Origin of the sequence: Hydrogenophaga sp. YM1, from assembly GCF_016903055.1 — a bacterium.
GTDB classification, from domain to species: domain Bacteria; phylum Pseudomonadota; class Gammaproteobacteria; order Burkholderiales; family Burkholderiaceae_C; genus Hydrogenophaga; species Hydrogenophaga borbori.
Window position 1 is genome coordinate 2852696 of sequence record NZ_CP070223.1, and the last position, 21567, is coordinate 2874262.

General features: G+C 69.9%; 21 protein-coding genes. 14 read left to right on the forward strand and 7 right to left on the reverse strand.

Features of this window, described 5'->3' with window-relative positions; translation table 11 throughout:
• Window positions 1-3 precede the first annotated feature (3 nt).
• The 3 genes from JNX00_RS22500 (at window position 4) to JNX00_RS13400 (ending at window position 1896) form a co-directional block, all read left to right on the forward strand.
• On the forward strand, window positions 4-726 hold the full coding sequence (locus JNX00_RS22500; RefSeq protein WP_204742586.1) for a general secretion pathway protein GspB: 723 nt from the start codon (window positions 4-6) through the stop codon (window positions 724-726).
• A 6-nt stretch (window positions 727-732) separates the two neighbouring features.
• Window positions 733-1359: an ATP-binding cassette domain-containing protein gene (locus JNX00_RS13395; protein ID WP_204742587.1), complete on the forward strand. Its 627-nt coding sequence runs from the start codon at window positions 733-735 to the stop codon at window positions 1357-1359.
• Between the two features lie 201 nt (window positions 1360-1560).
• The gene (locus tag JNX00_RS13400; protein WP_070400082.1) at window positions 1561-1896 is read left to right on the forward strand and encodes a hypothetical protein; all 336 of its coding nucleotides are present in this window, start codon (window positions 1561-1563) and stop codon (window positions 1894-1896) included.
• 24 nt (window positions 1897-1920) lie between these two features.
• Here the strand turns inward: JNX00_RS13400 and JNX00_RS13405 are convergent, their stop codons facing one another.
• The 3 genes from JNX00_RS13405 to JNX00_RS13415 form a co-directional block, all read right to left on the reverse strand.
• Window positions 1921-2907 (reverse strand): LysR family transcriptional regulator, encoded by a 987-nt coding sequence (locus JNX00_RS13405; protein ID WP_204742588.1) that lies wholly within the window; start codon window positions 2905-2907, stop codon window positions 1921-1923.
• Window positions 2904-3857 (reverse strand): LysR family transcriptional regulator, encoded by a 954-nt coding sequence (locus JNX00_RS13410; protein WP_204742589.1) that lies wholly within the window; start codon window positions 3855-3857, stop codon window positions 2904-2906. Before JNX00_RS13410 ends, JNX00_RS13405 begins: the two co-directional genes overlap by 4 nt.
• Before the next feature lie 87 nt (window positions 3858-3944).
• Complete coding sequence (locus tag JNX00_RS13415; protein ID WP_070400079.1) at window positions 3945-5108, reverse strand: acyl-CoA dehydrogenase family protein; 1164 nt, start codon at window positions 5106-5108, stop codon at window positions 3945-3947.
• A gap of 163 nt (window positions 5109-5271) precedes the next feature.
• On the opposite strand from JNX00_RS13415, the gene JNX00_RS13420 reads away from it, so the two are divergent.
• The 7 genes from JNX00_RS13420 (at window position 5272) to JNX00_RS13450 (ending at window position 12335) form a co-directional block, all read left to right on the forward strand.
• Complete coding sequence (locus JNX00_RS13420; protein WP_204742590.1) at window positions 5272-6477, forward strand: acetyl-CoA C-acetyltransferase; 1206 nt, start codon at window positions 5272-5274, stop codon at window positions 6475-6477.
• A gap of 4 nt (window positions 6478-6481) precedes the next feature.
• Window positions 6482-8623: a 3-hydroxyacyl-CoA dehydrogenase NAD-binding domain-containing protein gene (locus JNX00_RS13425; protein ID WP_204742591.1), complete on the forward strand. Its 2142-nt coding sequence runs from the start codon at window positions 6482-6484 to the stop codon at window positions 8621-8623.
• 11 nt (window positions 8624-8634) lie between these two features.
• Window positions 8635-9378, forward strand: a complete 744-nt coding sequence (fabG, locus tag JNX00_RS13430) for a 3-oxoacyl-ACP reductase FabG (RefSeq protein WP_204742592.1) — start codon at window positions 8635-8637, stop codon at window positions 9376-9378.
• 132 nt (window positions 9379-9510) lie between these two features.
• Complete coding sequence (locus tag JNX00_RS22505) at window positions 9511-10752, forward strand: ATP-binding protein (protein WP_204742593.1); 1242 nt, start codon at window positions 9511-9513, stop codon at window positions 10750-10752.
• 12 nt (window positions 10753-10764) lie between these two features.
• Window positions 10765-11154 carry a response regulator gene (locus tag JNX00_RS13440; RefSeq protein ID WP_070400074.1) on the forward strand — a complete coding sequence of 130 codons (390 nt, stop codon included), beginning with the start codon at window positions 10765-10767 and terminating at the stop codon, window positions 11152-11154.
• The gene (locus JNX00_RS13445) at window positions 11147-11734 is read left to right on the forward strand and encodes a chromate transporter (RefSeq protein ID WP_204742594.1); all 588 of its coding nucleotides are present in this window, start codon (window positions 11147-11149) and stop codon (window positions 11732-11734) included. Before JNX00_RS13440 ends, JNX00_RS13445 begins: the two co-directional genes overlap by 8 nt.
• A gap of 4 nt (window positions 11735-11738) precedes the next feature.
• The gene (locus tag JNX00_RS13450) at window positions 11739-12335 is read left to right on the forward strand and encodes a chromate transporter (RefSeq protein WP_204742595.1); all 597 of its coding nucleotides are present in this window, start codon (window positions 11739-11741) and stop codon (window positions 12333-12335) included.
• Window positions 12336-12338: 3 nt separating this feature from the next.
• Here the strand turns inward: JNX00_RS13450 and JNX00_RS13455 are convergent, their stop codons facing one another.
• On the reverse strand, window positions 12339-13661 hold the full coding sequence (locus tag JNX00_RS13455) for a UDP-glucose/GDP-mannose dehydrogenase family protein (RefSeq protein ID WP_070400071.1): 1323 nt from the start codon (window positions 13659-13661) through the stop codon (window positions 12339-12341).
• Window positions 13662-13761: 100 nt separating this feature from the next.
• Between JNX00_RS13455 and JNX00_RS13460 the strand changes: the two genes are divergently transcribed.
• Complete coding sequence (locus JNX00_RS13460; RefSeq protein WP_239478142.1) at window positions 13762-15150, forward strand: hypothetical protein; 1389 nt, start codon at window positions 13762-13764, stop codon at window positions 15148-15150.
• 483 nt (window positions 15151-15633) lie between these two features.
• On the opposite strand, the gene JNX00_RS22510 is transcribed toward JNX00_RS13460, so the two are convergent.
• Window positions 15634-15933 (reverse strand): hypothetical protein, encoded by a 300-nt coding sequence (locus JNX00_RS22510; RefSeq protein WP_275564508.1) that lies wholly within the window; start codon window positions 15931-15933, stop codon window positions 15634-15636.
• A 337-nt stretch (window positions 15934-16270) separates the two neighbouring features.
• On the opposite strand from JNX00_RS22510, the gene JNX00_RS13470 reads away from it, so the two are divergent.
• The gene (locus JNX00_RS13470) at window positions 16271-18166 is read left to right on the forward strand and encodes a hypothetical protein (RefSeq protein ID WP_204745117.1); all 1896 of its coding nucleotides are present in this window, start codon (window positions 16271-16273) and stop codon (window positions 18164-18166) included.
• Between the two features lie 133 nt (window positions 18167-18299).
• Here JNX00_RS13470 and rlmB read toward each other — a convergent pair whose 3' ends face one another.
• Entirely contained in the window at window positions 18300-19064 is a 765-nt protein-coding gene (rlmB, locus tag JNX00_RS13475; protein WP_204742597.1) for a 23S rRNA (guanosine(2251)-2'-O)-methyltransferase RlmB, read from the reverse strand.
• Between the two features lie 55 nt (window positions 19065-19119).
• Window positions 19120-19812, reverse strand: a complete 693-nt coding sequence (locus JNX00_RS13480) for an ABC transporter ATP-binding protein (protein ID WP_070400067.1) — start codon at window positions 19810-19812, stop codon at window positions 19120-19122.
• Here JNX00_RS13480 and JNX00_RS13485 point away from each other — a divergent pair.
• Together JNX00_RS13485 and mnmH are read left to right on the forward strand one after the other, a co-directional pair.
• Window positions 19811-20476, forward strand: coding sequence for an arylesterase (locus JNX00_RS13485; RefSeq protein WP_070400066.1), 666 nt, complete (start codon window positions 19811-19813; stop codon window positions 20474-20476). The genes JNX00_RS13480 and JNX00_RS13485 overlap by 2 nt on opposite strands.
• A gap of 8 nt (window positions 20477-20484) precedes the next feature.
• Window positions 20485-21567: a tRNA 2-selenouridine(34) synthase MnmH gene (gene mnmH, locus JNX00_RS13490; protein ID WP_204742598.1), complete on the forward strand. Its 1083-nt coding sequence runs from the start codon at window positions 20485-20487 to the stop codon at window positions 21565-21567.

Sequence of the window (21567 nt, forward strand, 5' to 3'; positions counted from 1 at the left end):
CCGATGTCTTACATCCTCGACGCCCTGCGCCGCGCCGACGCGGAACGCGAACGCGGCCGCGTGCCGGGCCTGCACACCCAGGTGCCGCCCTCGCGGGCAAGCGAACCGCCGGCGGCGCGTGGTGGCGCGCGGCCCTCGCGCGGCCCGCTGTGGATAGGCCTCGGTGTGCTGGCGGCCGCCATCGCCGGCATCGCCTGGTGGTTGATGCGCGACGGCGCTTCGGCGCCGTCGCCTGGGCCGGTGGCCCAGGCCCCCTCGCCCGCACCGGCGTTCAAACCCGAGCCCCCGCCGGCGCCGCCGCCCCGCACGGGCGCGGCCCCTGTCCCGGCACCGACACCGGCCGCGCCCGTGCAGCCTATCCTGGCGCCGCCACCGCCACCGCCACCGCCACCCGCGCCCGCTCCGTCCGCCGCGCCGGCGCGCCCACCCACCCCACCCGTGGCGCCGCCCCCGGTCACGCCCTCGCCAACGCCCGCCCCCGCCACCAGCGGCGACACCCACCTGCCGCGCGTGAACGAGCTCAGCCCCACGGCGCGCGCGGCCCTGCCGCCGCTCAAACTCAGCGGCAGCACCTACGCCGACAACCCCAAGCTGCGCATGCTCATCGTCGACGGCCAGGTGGTGCAGGAAGGCCAGGACATCGTGCCGGGGCTCAGGCTGGAGTCGATCGGCCCGCGCAGCGCGGTCATCGTCCACCAGGGCCAGCGGCTGCGCCTGCCCTACTGACCCCCCATGACCCCGCTGCTGCGCGCCGACCACCTGCGCTTCGCCTGGCCCGGCGGCCGGCCGCTGTTCGATGGCCTTTCGCTGGCACTCGGCCCCGGCCTCACCTGGATCACCGGCGACGACGGCTGCGGCAAAAGCACCCTGCTGTCGCTGCTGGCGGGCGCCCTGGCGCCCCAGGCCGGGCGGCTGTGGGCGGCCGGTCACTGGGCCGACGAGGACCCGGTGGCCTACCGCCGCCAGGTGTTCTGGATCGATCCCCAGACCGAGGCCCACGACGCCCTGCCCGCCGCCGGCTACCTGGAGGGCCTGAGCGCGCATTGGCCGGGCCTGAGCGAGGCCGCCCTGGCCGATCTCGTGGACGGCTTCGGCCTGGCCGAGCACCTGCACAAGCCGCTGTACATGCTGTCCACCGGCAGCCGGCGCAAGGTCTGGCTCACCGCCGCGCTGGCAACGGGCGCGCCCGTCACGCTCATCGACCAGCCCTTCGCCGCGCTGGACGCCCCGTCGGCCCGTTTTCTGGCCGACTGCCTGACCGAGGTCGCCGAGCACCCCAGCCGCGCCTGGGTGGTGGCCGATCACGCCGCCCCGCCGGATACCCCCGAAGGGTTCATCCTTCGCCTAAGCGGCGCTTGAGACCGCACCGAATGGTGCGAACGTACTGCCAGCGCAGTACTGTGACGGCCTCATCGGGCCGGTTTTTAGCGCTGCTAAATCGTCCTTGCTAACTTCGAAATCGACAGGGTGACGGGGCCCACCTAGATTCGCGTCCATGCCGAGCCGGGGCCAGTCGCCGCCCACCAGGTTGCCGGCCGCCGTTGGGACCCAGGAGCCACCATGAGCCATGCCGCCTTTGCCGAGTCGCAACTGACCGCCTCCATGCTCGACATGCTGATGGCGCGTTGGCAGACGGCGCCCCGCCCGGCGGCCCCGCCGCACGAATCCCCAGCCGATGCCATGGAGCGCGCGCGCGGCATCGTCGTCCAGACGGTGGGCCACTACGTGAACTACCTGGAGGCCTCGGACCAGGCGCTCTACGCCACGCTGATCTCCCTCACCGACGCCGAAGCCCTGCGCGAATTGTTCTTCGAGTGCTTTGACCTCATGGTCAGGACCCGAGGCCCGGCCATCGCCGTTCTGCGCGTGCACGAGCTCTACCGCCTCGTGCGCTGACGGCCGCCGCGCGGTCGTCCGGCTTTAGGCCGCCACCACAGGATCCGGCGCCACGTGTTCCCGCAGTCGCTCCCGCAGCCAGCGGTGGGGCGGGCTTTGGTGGGTGCGGTGGTGCCACACCATGTAGTTCGGGCGCCAGGACCGGGGCAGTTCGGGCGGCAAGGGCAGTAGCCTCAGCCCGGGGGCACGTCGGCGCAGGTCATTTCCATCGATGGGCGCCACCGTGGCCAAACGGTCCGTCGTGGACAAGACGTGGGCCAGACGATCAATGGGATAGACCACACTGCAGGACCGCGGTGGCAAGCCGATGCTCATGAGCCAGCGGTCGATGGGCAGCACGGCGGCCTCGGTGGCGCGCATCGTCACCGAGGCCAACAGGTGGTGCTCGGCCAGGTATTGCTGCAGGCTCAAGCTGTCGCCGATGCGCGGATGCGCGGCGCTGAGGCAGCAATGGGTGAACGTGGTCGCCGGCAACGGCTCAGCGTGCAAATCCGGGGCGTCCTCGGGGGGCGGCCACGCGGTCAGCAGAACGTCGGCGTCCGCGGTTCGCAGCCCCTCGTAGCCCCCGGTGGCCGCGTCGGGCTCGCGCACGTCGAGCCGCACATGCGGCGCCAGGGCCACGATGGCGCTGTAGCAGGCGTTCAGGTCGACCCGCGTGAAGCCCTCGGTACTCATGATCCGCAGATGCGCCTCGCCGCTGGCGGGGTCGAAAGGCGCGCCCGAGGTGATGTCCTGCCACAGATGCACCATCTCCCGGAACGACGCCAGCACGCCTTGCCCCAAGGGCGTGGCCACATAGTCCGAGCCCTGGCGCTGCACAAGCTCGTCGCCGAAGAACTCGCGCAGTCGCTGCAGCGACTGGCTGGCCGCCGGCGGCGTGAGGCCCATGCGCTCCGCGGCCTGGCTCAGGCTCTGCGCGTCCAGCAGCGCCACCATCAGCGCGATCTGACGCATGTCGGCCGTGCCGATGGCGCGTGCAACGCGCGACCCACCGAAACCTTCGGTACTCACGCAGGCACCTCCATCGACCGGCCCGCGGCCCGCGACACCGCCCGCAGGCGCTCGCGCAGCCATTGGTGAGGGCGGCTGCGATCGGTCCGTTCGTGCCAGATCATGTGGAGCTCACTGCGCACCGCCGGAAAGTCGGGGGGCAAGGGCAGGCTGCGCACCTGGCTCAGCAGTGCCACCACCACGCGGGCGCCGTCGGCCGACATCGTCATGAGAAAGTCGCCCCGCGACACCAACTGCAGGCAGGTCCACAGGGACTGCACGTAGGTCGAGCGGCGCAGAGCCTGGCCCCGCGCCTGCAGGGCGGCGTCCAGCGGGCTGCGCGACGCCGCGTCGAGGTTGCGGTAGTGCGCCACCACGTGTTCCTCGGCCAGGTACTGCGCCAGGCTGATGCGGTCACCCACGCGGGGGTGCGACTTGCTCAGCAGCACATGCGTCAGGGCGTGCGAACAGAGCAGCTCATGCCGCATATCCCGCGCGTCCGCCGGCGGCGGCGCGCTGGCGCAGAGCACATCGAGCCGGCCCGCGCGCAGCAACTGGAAGTCAACCGCGTTGTACAGGGGCACCTGCAGATCGAGCCGCGCGCCCGGCGCCTGTTCGCGCAGATCGGCCTGCAGTTGCACGAAATCGGGCAGAGCCGAGTGGCCCACGCAGGCCACGTTGAACCGCATTGCGCTCTCGGACGGATCGAAGCCCTGCACGGCCTGCAGGCTCTCGTTCCAGCGTTTGACGATGGTCCGGATGCCACCGATCACACGCTCGCCGTGGGACGTGAGCCGGTAGGCATTGCCGTGCCGCACATACACCTCTTGCGCGAACGCGGCGCGCAAGCGGCTGAGCGACTGGCTGGCGGCCGACGGCGTCATGCCCAACCGGGCCGCTGCCTCGCTGAGGCTTTGCGTATCGATCAGCTCGCACATCAGGGCCAACTGCTTGATGTCGGCGTTTTTCATGGCCAAGCGCTCCAGCAACCACCGTGCCGAGCCACAGCCTACACCCATGCCAGCGGTTTGGCATGACCGGTTTCGGACCGCGCGTCTTCAGCGCCCGCCCAGGCCCATCTGCCGGGAGATCAGCTCCTTCATGATCTCGTTGGTGCCGCCGTAGATGCGCTGCACGCGCGCGTCGGCGTAGGCGCGGGTGATGGGGTATTCCCACATGAAGCCGTAGCCGCCGTGCAACTGCACGCACTCGTCCATCACCTTGCACTGCAGGTCGGAACACCAGTACTTGGCCATGCTGGCAGTGGCCGAGTCGAGGCGGTTCTCGTTGACGAGCTCGCAGCACTTGTCCACGAACACGCGCGCCACCTGCACCTCGGTCTGCAGCTCGGCCAGGGTGTAGCGCGTGTTCTGGAAGGCCGCCACCGTGCTGCCGAAGGCCTTGCGCTCCTTCACGTACTGCACGGTCCAGTCGATGGCGGCCTGGGCCGCCGCCACCGCGCCGATGGCGATCTGCAGCCGCTCCCAGGGCAGCTGCTCCATCAGGCAGACGAAGCCCCGGCCCAGAAAATCCGGCCCGCCGAGCACGTTGTCGGCCGGCACCGCCACGTTGTCGAAGAACAGCTCGGAGGTGTCCTGCGCCTTCAGGCCCAGCTTCTTCAGGCGCTTGCCCTTGTCGAAGCCGGGCATGCCGCGCTCCACCAGCAGCAGCGTGGTGCCTTTGGCGCCGGCCGAAGGATCGGTCTTGGCGACGACGATCACCAGGTCGGCGTGCCAGCCATTCGTGATGAAGGTTTTGCTGCCGTTGAGGCGATAGCTGCCGTCGGGCTGCAACAAGGCGGTGCTCTTGATGCCCTGCAGGTCGCTGCCGGCCGCGGGCTCGCTCATGGCGATGGCGCCCACCATCTCGCCGCTGGCCAGCCGCGGCAGGTACTTGCGCTTCTGCGCCTCGGTACCGTAGTGCAGGATGTAGGGCGCCACGATCTCGCTGTGCAGCCCGAAACCGATGCCACTGAAGCCGCCGCGCGCCAGCGCCTCCATCTGCACCACCGAGTAGAGCCGGTCGGCGCCCGCGCCGCCGTAGGCTTCGGGCATGGACGGACACAGAAAGCCGTTGGCCCCGGCCTGGCGCCAGACCTCGCGGTCCACGTAGCCTTGCTCTTCCCAGGCCTCGTGGAAGGGCGCGATCTCCTTGTCGACGAAGCGCTGGAAGGCGTCGGCGAAGGCCTGGTGGTCGCTGTTGAAGAGGGTGCGTTCGATCATGCTGTCACCGACTGGACGGTTGGGGGATTTTTGGCAAGCAACTGCTTGGCGAAAGTCAATATACTGGGCCGAGGTATCGGTCACCACCGGGGACAAACCATGAGCGCCGTCCCGCCGTTTCGAAGGCGCTCGCACCGCAGCCCGCTGCGCGGAGGTCATGACAATGAGCGAAGCCTTCATCTTCGACGCCATCCGGACGCCCCGTGGCAAGGGCAAGAAGGACGGCAGCCTGCACGAGGTCAAGCCGATCGATCTGCTGGCCGGCACGCTGAGCGCGCTGCAGCGGCGGCACGACTTCGACACCGCCGCGGTGGATGACGTGGTCATGGGCGTGGTCTCGCCCATCGGTGAGCAGGGCTCGGTGATCGCCAAGGTGGCCGCGCTCAAGGCCGGCTGGGACTGGCGCTGCTCGGGCGTGCAGCTCAACCGCTTCTGCGCCTCGGGCCTGGAAGCGGTGAACCTGGCGGCCATGAAGGTGCGCAGCGGCTGGGAAGAGCTGGTCGTGGCCGGCGGCGTGGAGAGCATGAGCCGCGTGCCCATCGGCTCGGACGGCGGCGCCTGGGCCCAGGACCCCGCCACCAACAGCGCGACGATGTTCGTGCCCCAGGGCATCGGCGCCGACCTGATCGCCACCATCGAAGGCTTTCGCCGCGAAGACGTGGACGCCTTCGCCCTCGAGTCGCAGCGCCGCGCGGCCAGTGCACGCGGCGAAGGCCGCTTCGATCGCTCCGTGGTGCCCGTGACGGACATGCTGGGCCAGACCGTGCTGGGCGAGGACGAGTTCATCAAGCCCCACACCACCCTGGAAGGCCTGGGCGCGCTCAAGCCGGCCTTCGAACAGCTCGGCCAGATGGGCTTCGACGCCGTGGCCCTGCAGCGCTACCCGCAGGTCGAGCGCATCGAACACGTGCACCACGCGGGCAATTCCTCGGGCATCGTCGACGGCGCGGCGGCCGTGCTGATCGGCAGCGAGGCGGCGGGACGCACGCACGGCCTGACGCCACGCGGACGCATCGTCGCGGCGGCCCTGTCGGGCGCGGACCCGACCATCATGCTCACCGGCCCCATGCCGGCCAGCCGCAAGGCCTTGGAAAAAGCCGGCCTGACGGTGGACGACATCGACCTCTTCGAGGTCAACGAGGCCTTCGCCGCGGTGCCGATGAAGTTCATGCGCGAGATGGGCGTGCCGCACGACAAGGTCAACGTCAACGGCGGCGCCATCGCCCTGGGCCATCCGCTGGGCGCCACCGGCGCCATGATCCTGGGCACCCTGCTCGACGAGCTGGAGCGCCGCGGCCTCAAGCGCGGCCTGGCCACGCTGTGCGTGGGCGGGGGCATGGGCATCGCCACCATCATCGAACGGGTCTGAACGAATGAAAACGATCCGCTACGAGCTGCACGACGGCATCGCCACCATCACCTTCGACGAGCCCGGCTCGCCGGTGAACACCATGTGCACCGACTGGCAACGCGACCTCACCACGGTCACGGGCCTGGTGGTGCGCGACAAGGCGCTCATCAAGGGCATCATCCTGGCCTCGGCCAAGAGCACCTTCTTCGCCGGCGCCGACCTGAAGGGCACGATGCGCCTGAAGGCCAGCGACGCGCGCCAGGTCTACGCCGAGATCGAGCAGACCAAGAAGAACTTCCGCACGCTGGAAACCCTGGGCGTGCCGGTGGTGAGCTGCATCAACGGCGCCGCCCTGGGTGGCGGCTGGGAGGTGGCGCTGGTGGGGCACCACCGCATCGCCATCGACCACCCCAAGATCCAGCTCGGACTGCCCGAGATCACGCTGGGCCTGATCCCGGGCGCCACCGGCATCACCAAGATGACGCGCCTGCTGGGCCTGCAGGGTGCCCAGCCCTTCATCCTGGAAAGCCGCCTGTTCGGTCCGCGCGAGGCGCTGGAGCTGGGCCTGGTGCACGAGCTCGCGCCCGACGCGCTGAGCCTGCGCGCCGCGGCCGAGGCCTTCATCGGCGCCCACCCGACGGCCCAGCACCCCTGGGACGCCAAGGACTACAAGATGCCCGGCGGCACACCGAGCAACCCCAAGGTGGCCGGCATGCTCAGCGTGGCGCCAGCCCTGTTGCGGCAGAAGACGCAGGGCCTGTACCCCGCGCCCGAGGCCGCGCTGGCCGCCATGGTGGAAGGCGCGATGGTCGACTACGACACGGCGCTGCGCATCGAGAGCCGCTACCTCGCCCAGCTCATCGTGAGCCCGGTGGCGAAGAACATGATCAACACCTTCTTCTTCGACATGAACGCCGTGCGCGGCGGCGGTTCGCGTCCGAAGGACTATCCGCGCTTCACGCCACGCAAGGTGGGCATCCTGGGCGCCGGCATGATGGGCGCGGGCATCGCCTACGCCCAGGCCAGCCGCGGCATCAACACCGTGCTGGAGGACGTGAACCTGGAGACCGCCGACATCGGCAAGGCCTACAGCCAGCGACTCACGCAGATGCGTGTCGACAAGGGGCTGATGAGCGTGCAGGAGCAGCTCGGCCTGCTCGACCGCATCCAGCCCACCGACCACCCCAAGGACCTCAAGGGCTGCGACCTGATCATCGAGGCCGTGTACGAAAACCGCGAGGTCAAGGCGCAGATCACGCGCGAGGCCGAGGAGCAGCTGGCGCCCGGCGGCTTCTTCGCCAGCAACACCTCCACCCTGCCCATCTCCAGCCTGGCCAAGGCCTGCCGGCGCCCCGAGAAGTTCGTCGGCATCCACTTCTTCAGCCCGGTGGACAAGATGAAGCTGGTGGAGATCATCCGCGGCCAGCGCACCGACGACGAGACCATCGCGCGCGCCTACGACTACGTGCTGGCGCTGGGCAAGCTGCCCATCGTGGTGAACGACGCGCGCGGCTTCTACACCAGCCGCACCTTCGGCACCTACGTGATGGAAGGCGCGGCCATGCTGGGCGAAGGCATTCCCGCGCCGGTGATCGAGAACGCCGCCGTGCAGGCCGGCATGCCCGTGGGCCCGCTGGCCGTGCTCGACGAAACCTCGCTCGCGCTCTCAGTGCACGTGCTCGACCAGACGCGCGCCGACTTCAAGGCCGAAGGCAAGGTCTACGAACCCGGCGCCGGCGAGTTGCTGGTCGAGCGCATGGTCAAGACCCTGCGGCGCGCGGGCCGCGCGTCGGGTGGTGGCTTCTACGAATACCCGGCGGGCCAGCGCAAGCGCCTGTGGGTGGAGCTCAAGGGCCTGTTCGAGGACCCCAAGCTGCCCTGGGAGCTGCAGGACGTGAAGGACCGCCTGCTCTACCGCCAGTCGGTGGAGACCGCGCGCTGCCTGGCCGAGGGCGTGCTCACCAGCGCGCACGACGCCAACATCGGCTCCATCTTCGGCATCGGCTTCCCGGCCTGGACGGGGGGCGCGCTGCAATTCATCTACGGCCAGGGCATCGAAGCCTTCGAGCGCCGCTGCGACCTGCTGGCGCGCCGCTTCGGCCGCGGCTTCCTGCTCGACGGCGCGGCGCGCGACGCCATCCGCCGCTTCCAACCCCAGTACTGACACCCCGAACGATGTCCCGACTGTCGAACAAGGTCTGCCTCATCACCGGCGCCGCCCAGGGCATTGGCCTGGCCACCGCCGAAACCTTCGCCCGCGAAGGTGCCACCGTGGTCGTCGCCGACCTCAAGCCCGAGGCCGTGGACGCGGCCGTGCGCCGCTGCCAGGCCCTGGGCGCCCAGGCCGAGGGCCACGCGCTGGACGTGACCGAGCGCACGCAAGTGGACGGGGTGGTGGCCAAGGTGTTGGCGCGCCATGGCCGCATCGACGTGCTGGTCAACAACGCCGGCATTACGCAGGACGCGCGCCTGCAGAAGATGACGATCGAGCAGTTCGATCGCGTCATCGACGTCAACCTGCGCGGCGTCTTCCACTGCGCGCAGGCCGTGGCCGACGCCATGGTGCGCCAGGGCCACGGCGTGATCCTCAACGCCTCTTCGGTGGTGGGCCTGTATGGCAACTATGGCCAGACCAACTACGCCGCCAGCAAGTTCGGCGTCATCGGCTTCACCAAGACCTGGGCGCGCGAGCTGGGGCCCAAGGGCATCCGCGTCAATGCCGTCGCGCCGGGGTTCATCGAAACGCCCATCCTCGCCACCATCCCCGACAAGGTGCTGGACGAACTGCGCCAGCGCGTGCCTCTGCACCGACTGGGCCGGCCCGAGGAGATCGCCAGCGTCTACGCCTTCCTGGCCAGCGACGACGCCAGCTACGTCAACGGCGCGGTCATCGAGGTCAGCGGCGGCATGTCGGTCTGAGGCGGCCCCCGGGATCTGGCATCCCCCAATGAGGGGATGTGAGGAATATCACACCCTGTCCAGCCGCCCGGCGGACAACCGGCGGCGGGCCAGCGTGTTACAAATCGGGGTTTTGCTCGCCCCAAGCCCCCGATGCAGCCCTCTCCGCCGCCCGCCCCAGAAGGCCCGCGCCTCGCGCGGCTGCGCGCGCTGGGCGTGCTCGACACCCTGCCCGACCGGGCCTACGACGGCATCGCCGCCCTGGCCCAGACCCTGTGCGACACCCCCATCGCCCTGGTCTCGCTGGTGGACGCCGAGCGGCAGTGGTTCAAGGCCCGCATCGGCCTGCCCCTGAGCGAAACCCCACGCGACTGGAGCTTCTGCGCCATCGCCATCCAGACGCCCGGCGAGGTGCTGGTGATCGAGGACGTGCGCCACGACCCGCGCGTGCAGCACCACCCCCTCCTGCGCGAACAGCCCGACCTGGGTTTCTACGCGGGCGCGCCCATCGTGACCGCCGACGGCCTGGCCCTGGGCACGGTCTGCGTCATGGACGTTCGGCCCCGGCGGCTGTCCGCCCCCCAGGTGGACGGACTGCGCCACCTGGCCACGCTGTCGGCCACCCTGCTGGAACAGGGCGCGCAGGACGTCGAGACGCTCAAGCGCAACGAGGTCCGACTCAACCGCACCGTCGCGCTGCTGGAGCGCAAGACGGTGGAGCAGCAGCGCTTCATCTACATGCTTTCGCACGACCTGCGCGAGCCGGTCAACACCATCAACAACTTCAGCTCGCTGCTGGTGGAGGACCACCAGGCCGAGCTGATGCCGGCCGCGCAGCGCTACCTGGGTTTCGTGCGCGAAGGGGGCCGGCGCATCGGCCGCCTGCTTGACGACCTGGTCGAGTTCGCCCAGCTCGACACCCACCCGCTGCGCATCGAGCCGGTGGACCCGGCCGCCCTGGCGCAACACGTCACGCAAGACCTGGCACCGGTGCTGCAGCGTTGCCAGGGCCGCATCGAGATCAACACGGCCCTGCCGGTGGTCATGGCCGACGCCGGCCTGCTGCGCGTGGCCCTGCACAACCTGGTGAGCAACGCGCTCAAGTTCACGCGCCCCGGCATTCCGCCGGTGGTGACCGTGGGCGCCTCGCGCAGCGGCGAGCTCGACCAGATCCACGTGAGCGACAACGGCGTGGGCATCGCGCAGGAGCACCAGGGCCGCATCTTTGGTCTGTTCAACCGCCTGCACAACCGCCGCCGCTACGACGGCACCGGCCTGGGCCTGCCGATCTGCCAGCGCATCGCCGAACTCCACCAAGGCCGCCTGACGCTCGATTCGTCCACCGACGCCGGCAGCCGCTTCACCCTGCACCTGCCTCCGGCGGGTCGCGCCTGAGGACCCCCACACATGGCAGCCCCCGCGCGTTTCATCCTGATCGACGACAGCGACGCCGACAACGTGTACCACGAGATCATGATCCGCCGGGCCGGCTTCACCGGCGAGGTACGGGTCTTCGACAACGGCGTGGACGCCTTGAACTTCCTGCGCGACGACCCGCTCGCGCTGCCCACCTGCATCTTCCTGGACATCAACATGCCCGTGCTCGATGGCTTCGAGGTCGCGCACCAGGCCACCGATCTGCTGAGCGGCAAGCCGGCCACCGTGCTGCTGATGCTCACCTCGTCCGACGCGCCGCAGGACCGCCAGCGCGCCGCCGAGCTGCCGGTGATCCAGGGCTACGTCACCAAGCCCCTCACCGCCGACATGGTGCGCCGCATGCTGGCCCGCGATGCCTGAGCCCGCTCCCGACGAAGCCCCCCTGCGGCCGCGCTCGCGCGCCGAACTCTTCACCGCTTTCACCTGGCTGGCCCTGCAGGGCTTTGGCGGCGTGCTGGCCGTGGTGCAGCGCGAGCTGGTGGAAAAACGCCGCTGGCTCACGCGCGACCAGTTCGTCGAGGACTGGGCGGTCGCGCAGATCATGCCGGGCCCCAATGTGGTCAATCTGGCCTTGATGATCGGCGGGCGGCACTTCGGCCTGCCGGGCGCGCTGTCGGCGCTGGCCGGCATGCTGTTGGCGCCGCTGGCCCTGCTGCTGCTGTTGGCCGTGCTCTACAGCCAGTTCGCCATGCTGCCGCAGGCGCAGGCCGCGCTGCGCGGCATGGGCGCGGTGGCGGCCGGACTGATCACCGCCACCGGCCTGAAGCTGGTGGCGGCGCTGCGCAGCAACGTCATGGGGCTGGGCGTGTGCATGGGCTTCGCCGCCTGCACCTTCGTTGCCATCGCCTTGCTGCGCTGGCCGCTGGCCTGGGTGCTGCTGGGCCTGGGCACGCTGGCCAGCGCCTGGGCCTGGCGCCAACTGGGCCGCACGGGGGGCTGAGGCCATGACCACCCTGCCCCTGGCCGTGGACTGGCTGGACCTGTTCACCCACTTCCTCACGCTCTCCCTGCTGGCGGTCGGCGGGGCCATCACCGTGGCACCGGACATGCACCGCTACCTGGTGGTACAGCACGGCTGGCTCGGCGACGCGCAGTTCACCGCCTCGATCGCGCTGTCGCAGGCCGCGCCCGGGCCCAACGTGCTGTTCATCGCGCTGCTGGGCTTCAACATCGGCATCAACGCGGCGGGCGGGCCCGCGGCGGGCTGGCGCGCCTGGGCGCTGGGGCTGTTCGGCGCGGGGGTGACGATGGTGGCGATCCTGCTGCCGTCCTCGTTGCTCACCTACACGGCCACCCGCTGGGCGCACCGCCACCGCGAGCGGCGCGGGGTGCGCGCCTTCAAGGCGGGCATGGCGCCCATCGTGATCGCGCTGCTCATCGCCACCGGCTGGGTGCTCACCGCGGCGCACGACCAGCCGGCGCGCGACTGGCGGCTGTGGCTGCTGACGGCGGTGGCCGCGCTGATCGTCTGGCGCACCCGGCTGCACCTGCTGTGGCTGATCGGCGCGGGTGGGCTGCTGGGAGCGCTGGGCTGGGTCTGAGCCTCAGCGCCCGATCGCCAGGTAATCGAAGCCCATGCGGCGCACGAACACCGGGTCGTAGAGGTTGCGGCCATCCACGATCAACGGCTGCTTCAGGCGCTCCTTGATCAGGTCGAAGTCCGGGCTGCGGAACTCCTTCCACTCGGTCACGATGACCAAGGCGTCGGCGCCCTCCAGGGTCTCGTTGGGCGTCTGGGCGTAGCGCACGCGCGGCTCGTCGCCCAGGATGCGCTGCGCCTCGGGCATGGCGGCCGGGTCGTAGGCCGTGACGGTGGCGCCCGCGGCCAGCACCTCCTCGATGAAGCTCAGGCTGGGCGCCTCGCGCATGTCGTCGGTGTTGGGCTTGAAGGCCAGGCCCCAGAGCGCGATGTGGCGGCCCTTGAGGTCGGCGCCCAGGCGCTGCTTGAGCTTGCGCGCCAGCACCTGCTTCTGCGCGTCGTTGGCGGCCTCGACGGCGCTCAGCACCTGCAGGTTCAGGTCGGCGTCGCTGGCGGCGGTCTTGATCAGCGCCTTGACGTCCTTGGGGAAGCAGGAGCCGCCGTAACCCGCGCCGGGGTAGAGGAAGTGGTAACCGATGCGGGGGTCGGAGCCGATGCCCTGGCGCACCATCTCGATGTCGGCGCCCAGCTTCTCGGCCAGGTTGGCCAGCTCGTTCATGAAGCTGATGCGCGTGGCCAGCATGGCGTTGGCCGCGTACTTGATGAGTTCCGCGCTGCGCACATCGGTCACCAGCAGGCGCTCGCGGTTGCGCTGGAACGGCGCGTAGAGCGCGCGCATGAGGAAGATGGCCTGCTCGTCGCTGCCGCCCACCACGATGCGGTCGGGCTTCATGAAGTCGTCCACCGCCGCGCCCTCCTTCAGGAATTCGGGGTTGGAGACCACGGCATAGGGCGTGCTCACGCCGCGCTGGGCCAGTTCGTCGGCGATGGCGGCGTGCACCTTGTCGGCGGTGCCCACGGGCACGGTGCTCTTGTCCACCACCACCTTGTAGTCCGTCATCAGGCGGCCGATGCTGCGCGCCGCGGCCAGCACGTACTGCATGTCGGCCGATCCATCCTCGTCGGGCGGCGTACCGACGGCAATGAACTGGATGGTGCCGTGGTTCACGGCGCGCGCCACGTCGGTGGTGAAATGCAGGCGGCCGGCGGCCACGTTGCGTGCCACCATCTCCTTGAGGCCCGGTTCGTAGATCGGGATGCCGCCCGACTCGAGAATGCGGATCTTCTCGGGGTTCACGTCCAGGCAGAGCACGTCGTTGCCCACCTCGGCCAGACAGGCGCCGCTGACCAGCCCCACGTAGCCCGTTCCCACCACCGTCACTTTCATTGCGGATCCCTTGTTCGGCGTCCCTCATGGCGGGGACGCGGCATGATAGCGAACGAATATGGCACTTTCGTCGTACCCTCCCCCGTATGGGCGACGCCGCGTGAAGCTGTTCGCGCTGGCGCTTGGCCTGCTGTTGCTGTTGACCCTGGCACCGCTGGCCTGGCTGGCCGGCACCGAACGGGGCCGGGCTGTCTGGGACCAGGCCACCAGCCGCAGCCCCAACGAACTGATCCGCTACACCGAACGCCGGCTGCAGGGCCACCCCCGGCTGGAGCGCTGGCTGCTGCCGCCCTTGTACGCCCTGCGCTCGCGGGTGGAGCCCGAGCCGCCTCCGGGCCCCCTGCCCGACCTGGGCAAGGGCCAGCGCCCCGAGTCTTTTCCGCTCCCGGCCGGTCTCTCCACCCGCTGGGCGGTCGACACCCCGCAGGCCATCCGAGACGCCCTGCTGCGGGCCACACCCGGCACGCAGATCGTGGTGGCGCCGGGCCTCTACCCCTTCGACGCTCCCCTGCGCCTGGGCCAGGACGGCAGGGCCGACGCCCCCATCGCCCTGCGCGCCGAGCGCCCGGGCACCGTGTGGTTCGCCTTCGCCCAGGTGGACGGCATCCGCGTCGACCGTCCGCACTGGGTGTTCGAGAACCTGGACATCCGCGGCACCTGCGCGCGCCACGGCGATTGCGAGCACGCCTTCCACGTGATCGGGCGCGGCGCGCGGGTGAGCATCCGCAACAACCGGCTCAGCGACTTCAATGCCCCCATCAAGGTCAATGGGCAGGACGGCAACTGGCCCGACGCAGGCGAGCTGGCCTGGAACACCCTGAGCAACACCAGCCCGCGCGACACCGCCCAACCCGTGGTCATGCTCGATCTGGTCGGCGCCCACCGCTGGCGCGTGCACGACAACCACGCCGCCCATTTCGTGAAAACCCAAGGCAACCGCGTGGCCTATGGCTTATTTGCCAAGGGCGCGAGTGAGGACATCCGAATCGAACGCAACCTGGTGGTCTGCACGCCCCAGGGCATTTCACAACCCGGCGAGCGCGTCGGCATTTCGGTGGGCGGCGGTGGCACCGACCCCCAGGTGTGCCGCGACGGCACCTGCCGGTCGTTTGAGCACCGCGGTGGCGTCGCCGCCAACAACGTGGTCGCGCATTGCAACGACGCGGGCGTGGACGTGAACCGGGGCGTGGACGTGCGGGTGGTGCACAACACGCTCATCAATACGGCCGGCATCACCGTGCGGGCGGGCTCCAGCGCCCGCCTGCAGGCCAACCTCGTCGACGGCGGCAGTTGGCGGCGCGACCGCAGCGTGGTGGACGAGCGCGACGCCGCCCCGCTGGCCCGGTGGCTGGACCCGGCGGCGGCACGGGCCCTGCAATGGCACTGGCGGCGGGCCCCGCTGGATGGCCCCGCCACCCCGGACATTCCCAGCGATTTCAATGGCCAATCGCGCGCCGGCCATTCGACACCGGGCGCGCTGCTCCCCTGAACTCACAATTCGTCACCGATTTTCAACAATCGGTGACAGGGAAACGCGATTCAGCCCCTACCCAGGGCCGAATGAGTTACCAATTGACACGGCGATCAATGGCAATTCTCCGTCAATAATTCATTGACGGTATTTCGCGATATCGCACCCCTCTGATTCGCTCGAATCAGCCTCCCATCCGGCGCCTACTACCTATTCGGTACACCGATGAAGTGGTGGGTCAATTTGTGTCTTTTTGTACGAAGAATACCGTTCGTCGGCAAAAAATGCCGTGCGTTTCCGCGCACTTCCGCACATCGCCGATTTTGAACAGCCGATCAACTGTGCCGCTTTTCACGCTTTCACCCCCCCTAAAGTCATTCGCAGTGGCGTCGAGAAACAAGGCAATGGGGCCAAAAACGTGAGGCACTTCACGATCGGACTGCAGAACCCCAAACATTCGTATTAACGCTTTTGGCTGAAATTCGCCAGGCGTCGGAACTTTCAATTCAACTCATTGCGAACGCCAACCATCATGGAAATCGAATTGGTTAATCCCCGCCAGAAACGGCAGTTGTCCCGCCCGGTGTTGGCGGCCCTGTTCACCTGCGTGGCCTTGGCCGCCTGTGGTGGTGGTGGCGGTGGGGGTAGCGAAGGCGCCTCCGCGGCGCCCGTGGACAACGCGGCCAGCGCGGCGCCCCCGCCGCCCGCCAACGGCGGCTCGCCCACCCAAGCCGAGATGGACGCGGCGGCGGCCCGTGGCTGGTCCTGGAACAGCTTCAAGAAGTTCTGGGAATCGATCAAGTCGCCTGCTCCAGCACCTGCCCCCGCTCCGGCACCTGCCCCCGCTCCGGCGCCTGCCCCCGCTCCGGCACCTGCCCCCGCTCCGGCGCCTGCCCCCGCTCCGGCGCCTGCCCCCGCTCCGGCACCTGCCCCCGCGCCGGCGCCTGCCCCCGCGCCGGCACCTGCCCCCGCTCCGGCACCTGCCCCCGCTCCGGCACCTGCCCCCGCTCCGGCGCCTGCCCCCGCGCCGGCACCTGCTCCCGCACCGGCGCCTGCCCCCGCGCCTGCCCCCGCTCCCGCCCCGGCGGTCGGCATCGGCGGCCTGGCCTGCGCCGCGGGCGCCATCACCTGCGTGGAGGTGAGCTCCGGCAGCGCCCAGACCAACCTGCCCATCACCTTCGGCCAGCCCTTCCGCAGCGGCGACCTTTCCACCAGCCAGGGCCTCAGCGCCCAGGACAGCGCCGGCAACACCGTGCCCGTGCAGATGGATGAGGTGTCCACCCATGCCAACGGCTCCGTGCGTTTCGCTGTGCTCAGCGCCAGCGTCCCCAGCCTGCCAGCCAACACCGCGCGCCTGATCAATTTCTACCCCGCCGCCAAGACCAGCCCCAGCGTCTCGGTGCCAGCCGATCCGGCCTGGAACCTGCAGGTCACGGCCAAGCTCGCCGACGGCAGCACCCTGGTGGCCAACCCGCAGCAGCAGCTCAAGCAGCAGATCGCCAGTGGCACCAACCGCCGCCTGTACGGCCCGGTGGCCAGCGAATTCACCGTGGTCGCGCCCATGGTCAACCAGGCCACCGGCGCCGCCCACCCGCACCTGGTCGCACGCCTGCACACCCGCCTGTACCAGAGCGGCCAGATCCGCACCGACGTGGTGATGGAGAACAACTGGGCGCTCAAGGCCTCGCCGTCTGACCTGAGCTACTCGTTGACCATCACGGCCAACGGCCAGACGCTGCTGTCGCAGCCCTCGTTCACGCACCACCACCATGCGCGCTGGCACAAGGTGGTGTGGAACAACGGCGCCGCACCGAACGTTCGCCTGCGCCACAACATGCGCTACTTCCTGGATAGCCGCGCCACCTGGAACTACAACCTGGGCCTGACGATTCCCGAAACCGTGCTCGCCGCCGAGGCGAGCAACCTGGCCAAGACCAACACCGGCCCCATGGGCACGGCCATGCTGACCACCAACATGCCGGGCACCGGCGGCCGGGCGGAGATCGCCCCCGTGCCGCGCTGGACGGCGATGTACCTGATCAGCCAGGACGACCGCGCCCGCGCCTCCATGCTGGCCAACGCCGACGCCGCCGCCAGTGCCCCGGTGCACTACCGCGACGAGGCCACCGACCAGCCCATCAGCGTGATCAAGTACCCCGGCATCGCGCTGCGCTACGGCTCCTCCAGCCCCGCCGTGCCGACCGCCAGCACGTCCAGCGTCTGGACGCCGGACATCGCGCACCAGGGGTCGTACGCCTATATCCCCTACCTGGTCACCGGCGACGCCTTCTACCTCGACGAAATGATGTTCTGGGCCGCCTGGAACGTCGCCGCCAACGACCCGTACTACCGCCAGCAGGGCAAGGGCCTGCTGATGCCCGAACAGGTGCGCGGCCAGACCTGGGGCGCGCGCTCCCTCGCCGAAGCGGCCTTCGCCACGCCGGACAACCACCCCATGAACGGCTACTTCGACACCATGCTGTCGAACAACATGGCCTGGTTCCTGGACACCTACGGCCCGGGCAAATCGGGTCCGCTGTTCTCGCCCATGGGGGCGCTGATCTCGCAGTACAACAACAACCAGACACCGTCGTACGAGTCGGATTTCTTCGCCACCGTGATGAGCTGGCTGACGGAGAACAACGTGCCGAACGCCAGCGCGGTGCTCAACAGCGTGGGCCGCATGCAGATCGACCGCTTCCTGGCCACCTCCCAAACGGCCGGCTTCTGCACCAGCCGCGCCGCGGGCTACTGGCTGCAGACCATGAACGGCAGCTCGTACGTCAACACCTGGGCCGACTTCTACAAGCTGAACTACGGCACCGCCACCTGCGGCACCACCGCCCAGCCCAATGACCCGGCTTACCCCGACTGGGCCGGCGGCTACGCGGCCGTGGCGCGCGGCATGCTGGCGGCGGCGAAGAACGCCGGCGCGACCAACGCCTCGACCGCACAGGCCCGCTGGGTGCAGTTCACGCCCAACCTGGACCCGGACTTCAAGAACGACCCGTCCTACGCGATCGTGCCGCGCTGAGCGCCACGGTGTTCAGACCAAGCCCCGCGGCCCGCGCCGCGGGGCTTTTTCTTGCGCTCATGTCCGCCCCGCTGAGCACGGCCATGTGCCGCGCCGAGCGGACCCAGGCGCGGAGCGCCTCGTCCGTGGGGGGTCAGCCGCGCTGGCGCAGGGCCTCGTAGAGGCAGACGCCGCTGGCCACCGAGACGTTCAGGCTCTCGACCGCGCCGCGCATGGGGATGTGCACCAGCTCATCGCAGGTCTTGCGCGTGAGCTGGCGCATGCCTGGGCCCTCGGCGCCCAGCACCAGGGCCACCGGGCCCTTGAGGTCGACCTCGTAGACCGATTTGGGCGCGTCGTCGCTGGTGCCGATGACCCAGATGTTGCGTTCCTTGAGCTCGCCCAGCGTGCGCGCGAGATTGGTCACCATGAAGTACGGCATGGTCTCGGCCGCGCCACTGGCCACCTTGGCCACGGTGGCGTTCAGGCCCACCGCGTGGTCCTTGGGCGCCACCACGGCGTGCGCGCCCGCGCCGTCGGCCACGCGCAGGCAGGCGCCCAGGTTGTGCGGATCGGTCACGCCGTCGAGCACCAACAGCAGCGGTGCCTGGCCCGCGCCGTCCACCTGGTCCAGCAAATCGTCGAGCGAACGGGCCTGTTCGACGGGCAGCACGCGCGCGGCCACGCCCTGGTGGCCGTGGCTGCCGACGAGCTTGGCGATGCGCAGCGCGTCGGCCTCGATCAGGCGCACGCCGGCTTCCTTGGCGCGTTCGAGGAACTGGCGCATGCGCGCGTCGCGCCGCGAGCTGTCCACGTAGACCTCGACCAGGCTCTGCGGCGCGGTCTTCAGGCGCACGCCAACCGCGTGGAAACCGAACAGGACTTTGGTGGCGGACGGGGCTTTGGGCGGGGCGGACATGGGCGCGATTATCGGCCCCCCGCCCCGGCGGCCCCGCCAGCCCGCGCGCGGCGCCTCAGGCCGCGACGCCGGCGCTGATGTCGGCCACCTGGCCCGCGCTGATGGTGATGCGGCGCTCGCAGCGCTCGGCGATGCCGCGGTCGTGCGTGACCAGCACCAGCGTGGTGTGCTGCTCGCGGTTGAGCTCGAACATCAACTCCATCACGCTGGCGCCGGTGGCGAAGTCCAGGCTGCCCGTGGGCTCGTCGGCCAGCAACACGGCCGGGCGCACCACGAAGGCCCGCGCCAGGGCCACGCGCTGCTGCTCACCGCCCGACAGCACCTTGGGGTAGTGGTTGAGCCGCTCGCCCAGGCCCACGCGCTGCAGCATCTGCGTGGCGGCGGCGCGGGCGTCGCGCCGCCCGGCCAACTCCAGCGGCAGCATCACGTTCTCCAATGCGGTCAGGTTGGCCAGCAGCTGGAAGCTCTGGAACACGAACCCCACCTTCTCGGCGCGCAACGCGGCGCGGCGGTCCTCGTCCATGGCGAACAGATCGACACCATCGATGTGAACCGTTCCCTGCGTCGGGGTATCCAAGCCCGCGATGATCGACAGCAAGGTGCTCTTGCCCGAGCCGGAGGCGCCCACGATGGCCACGGTTTCGGCGCGGCGCAGGCTGAAATCGATATCGCGCAGAATGGTCAGCGTGCCCGTCGAGTCGGACACCGACTTGAACACATGGCTGACCGCAATCATCACATCGGACATGAAGCATTCCCTGAAGACGAACCGCCGCCACTTTAGCCTGAGCCTGGTGGCGGCGTGGGCGCTCGGCCAGGCGGGCGCGCTGCGCGCCCAGGGCAAGGCCGAGCCCGTGGTGCTGGTGGTGGGCGATTCGCTCAGCGCCGAATACGGCCTGCGCCGGGGCAGTGGCTGGGTCGCGCTCACCGAAGAGCGGCTCAAGGCCGAAAAGGTTCCGGCGCGGGTGGTCAACGCCAGCGTCAGCGGCGACACCACCTCGGGCGGGCGTTCGCGCCTGCCGGCGCTGCTCCAGCAGCACCGGCCCTCGGTCGTGGTCATCGAGCTGGGCGGCAACGACGCCCTGCGCGGCCTGCCGCTGAGCATGACGCGCGACAACCTGGCCGTCATGGCGCGCGCCGCCAAGGCCGCCGGCGCGCGCGTGCTGCTGCTGGGCATGGAAATGCCGCCCAACTACGGCGCGAAGTACGGACAGGAATTCCGCGAGCTGTTCGCCGCCGTGGCACGGCAGGAAAAGGCCGCGCTGGTGCCCTTTTTCCTCAAGGGCGTGGCCGACGGCGCCGACCCGCTGGCGCTGTTCCAGAGCGACCGCATCCACCCGAACGAGAAGGCCCAGCCCACCATGCGCGACACGGTCTGGCCTGAACTGCGCAAACTGATCGCGGCGGGATAATCGGGCCCATGCCCGTTGCCACCCTGAGCGCAGGCGACGCCCTGCGCCGCCTCGCCGAATTCGACACGATCATCGACGCCCGCACCGAGGACGAGCACGCGCTCGACCACGTACCCGGCGCCCTGAACTGGCCCACGCTGGACAACGCCGAGCGCATTGAGATCGGCACCATGTACAAGCAGGTGAGCGCCTTCGAGGCCAAGAAGCGCGGCGCCGCGCTCGCCGCGCGCAACATCGCCGCCCATATCGAGCGCGAGGTGCTCGACAAGCCCAAGGGCTGGCGCCCGCTGGTCTACTGCTGGCGCGGCGGAAACCGCAGCGGCGCCCTGGCCACCATCCTGGGCGCCATCGGTTTCCAGGTCACGCTCATCGACGGCGGCTACAAGGCGTGGCGCGCCGCGCTGGTGGACGACCTGCCCCGCCTGGCCGCGGGCTTGCGCTACCGCGTCGTCTGTGGTCCCACGGGCAGCGGCAAGACGCGGCTGCTGCACGCGCTGGCGGCTGAGGGTGCGCAGGTGCTCGACCTGGAGGGCCTGGCCTGCCACCGCAGCTCGGTGCTGGGCCACCTGCCCGGCCAGCCACAGCCCAGCCAAAAGGGCTTCGATTCCTTGCTGTGGGACGCGCTGCGCCGCTTCGACCCCGAGCGACCGGTGTACGCCGAAAGCGAAAGCAAGAAGGTGGGCAACCTGCGCGTGCCCGACGGCCTGATGGACGCCCTGCGCGCCAGCGAGTGCATCGCCCTGCGCCTGAGCGACGAGGAGCGCGTGGCGCTGCTGCTGGAAGACTACGACTACTTCGTGCGCGACCCCGAGCTGCTGATCGGGCGCCTGCAGGCCCTGCGCGCGCTGCGGGGCGGCGAGGTGGTCAACGGCTGGATCGGTCTGGTGCGCGCGGGGCGCACGCCGGAAATGGTGCGGGATCTGCTGGCCCAGCACTACGACCCCACTTACGCGGCCTCGACCTCGCGCAACTTCCGCCGCTTCGCCGAGGCCCTGCCTTGCGAGCCCGCCGACCGGTCGATGGGGGCGATGCGAGCGGCCGCGCGCCGCCTCATCGACAGCGAAACGGCACCGGCACCGAAGGCCGGTTGA

Excerpts from the sequence above, each read along its gene's own strand:
- JNX00_RS22500 (WP_204742586.1), top strand. The coding sequence starts at position 4 with ATGTCTTACATCCTCGACGCCCTGCGCCGCGCCGACGCGGAACGCGAA.
- JNX00_RS13395 (WP_204742587.1), top strand. The coding sequence starts at position 733 with ATGACCCCGCTGCTGCGCGCCGACCACCTGCGCTTCGCCTGGCCCGGC.
- JNX00_RS13400 (WP_070400082.1), top strand. The coding sequence starts at position 1,561 with ATGAGCCATGCCGCCTTTGCCGAGTCGCAACTGACCGCCTCCATGCTC.
- JNX00_RS13410 (WP_204742589.1), bottom strand. The coding sequence starts at position 3,857 with ATGAAAAACGCCGACATCAAGCAGTTGGCCCTGATGTGCGAGCTGATC.
- JNX00_RS13415 (WP_070400079.1), bottom strand. The coding sequence starts at position 5,108 with ATGATCGAACGCACCCTCTTCAACAGCGACCACCAGGCCTTCGCCGAC.
- JNX00_RS13420 (WP_204742590.1), top strand. The coding sequence starts at position 5,272 with ATGAGCGAAGCCTTCATCTTCGACGCCATCCGGACGCCCCGTGGCAAG.
- JNX00_RS13425 (WP_204742591.1), top strand. The coding sequence starts at position 6,482 with ATGAAAACGATCCGCTACGAGCTGCACGACGGCATCGCCACCATCACC.
- fabG (WP_204742592.1), top strand. The coding sequence starts at position 8,635 with ATGTCCCGACTGTCGAACAAGGTCTGCCTCATCACCGGCGCCGCCCAG.
- JNX00_RS22505 (WP_204742593.1), top strand. The coding sequence starts at position 9,511 with ATGCAGCCCTCTCCGCCGCCCGCCCCAGAAGGCCCGCGCCTCGCGCGG.
- JNX00_RS13440 (WP_070400074.1), top strand. The coding sequence starts at position 10,765 with ATGGCAGCCCCCGCGCGTTTCATCCTGATCGACGACAGCGACGCCGAC.
- JNX00_RS13445 (WP_204742594.1), top strand. The coding sequence starts at position 11,147 with ATGCCTGAGCCCGCTCCCGACGAAGCCCCCCTGCGGCCGCGCTCGCGC.
- JNX00_RS13450 (WP_204742595.1), top strand. The coding sequence starts at position 11,739 with ATGACCACCCTGCCCCTGGCCGTGGACTGGCTGGACCTGTTCACCCAC.
- JNX00_RS13455 (WP_070400071.1), bottom strand. The coding sequence starts at position 13,661 with ATGAAAGTGACGGTGGTGGGAACGGGCTACGTGGGGCTGGTCAGCGGC.
- rlmB (WP_204742597.1), bottom strand. The coding sequence starts at position 19,064 with ATGTCCGCCCCGCCCAAAGCCCCGTCCGCCACCAAAGTCCTGTTCGGT.
- JNX00_RS13485 (WP_070400066.1), top strand. The coding sequence starts at position 19,811 with ATGAAGCATTCCCTGAAGACGAACCGCCGCCACTTTAGCCTGAGCCTG.
- JNX00_RS13480 (WP_070400067.1), bottom strand. The coding sequence starts at position 19,812 with ATGTCCGATGTGATGATTGCGGTCAGCCATGTGTTCAAGTCGGTGTCC.
- mnmH (WP_204742598.1), top strand. The coding sequence starts at position 20,485 with ATGCCCGTTGCCACCCTGAGCGCAGGCGACGCCCTGCGCCGCCTCGCC.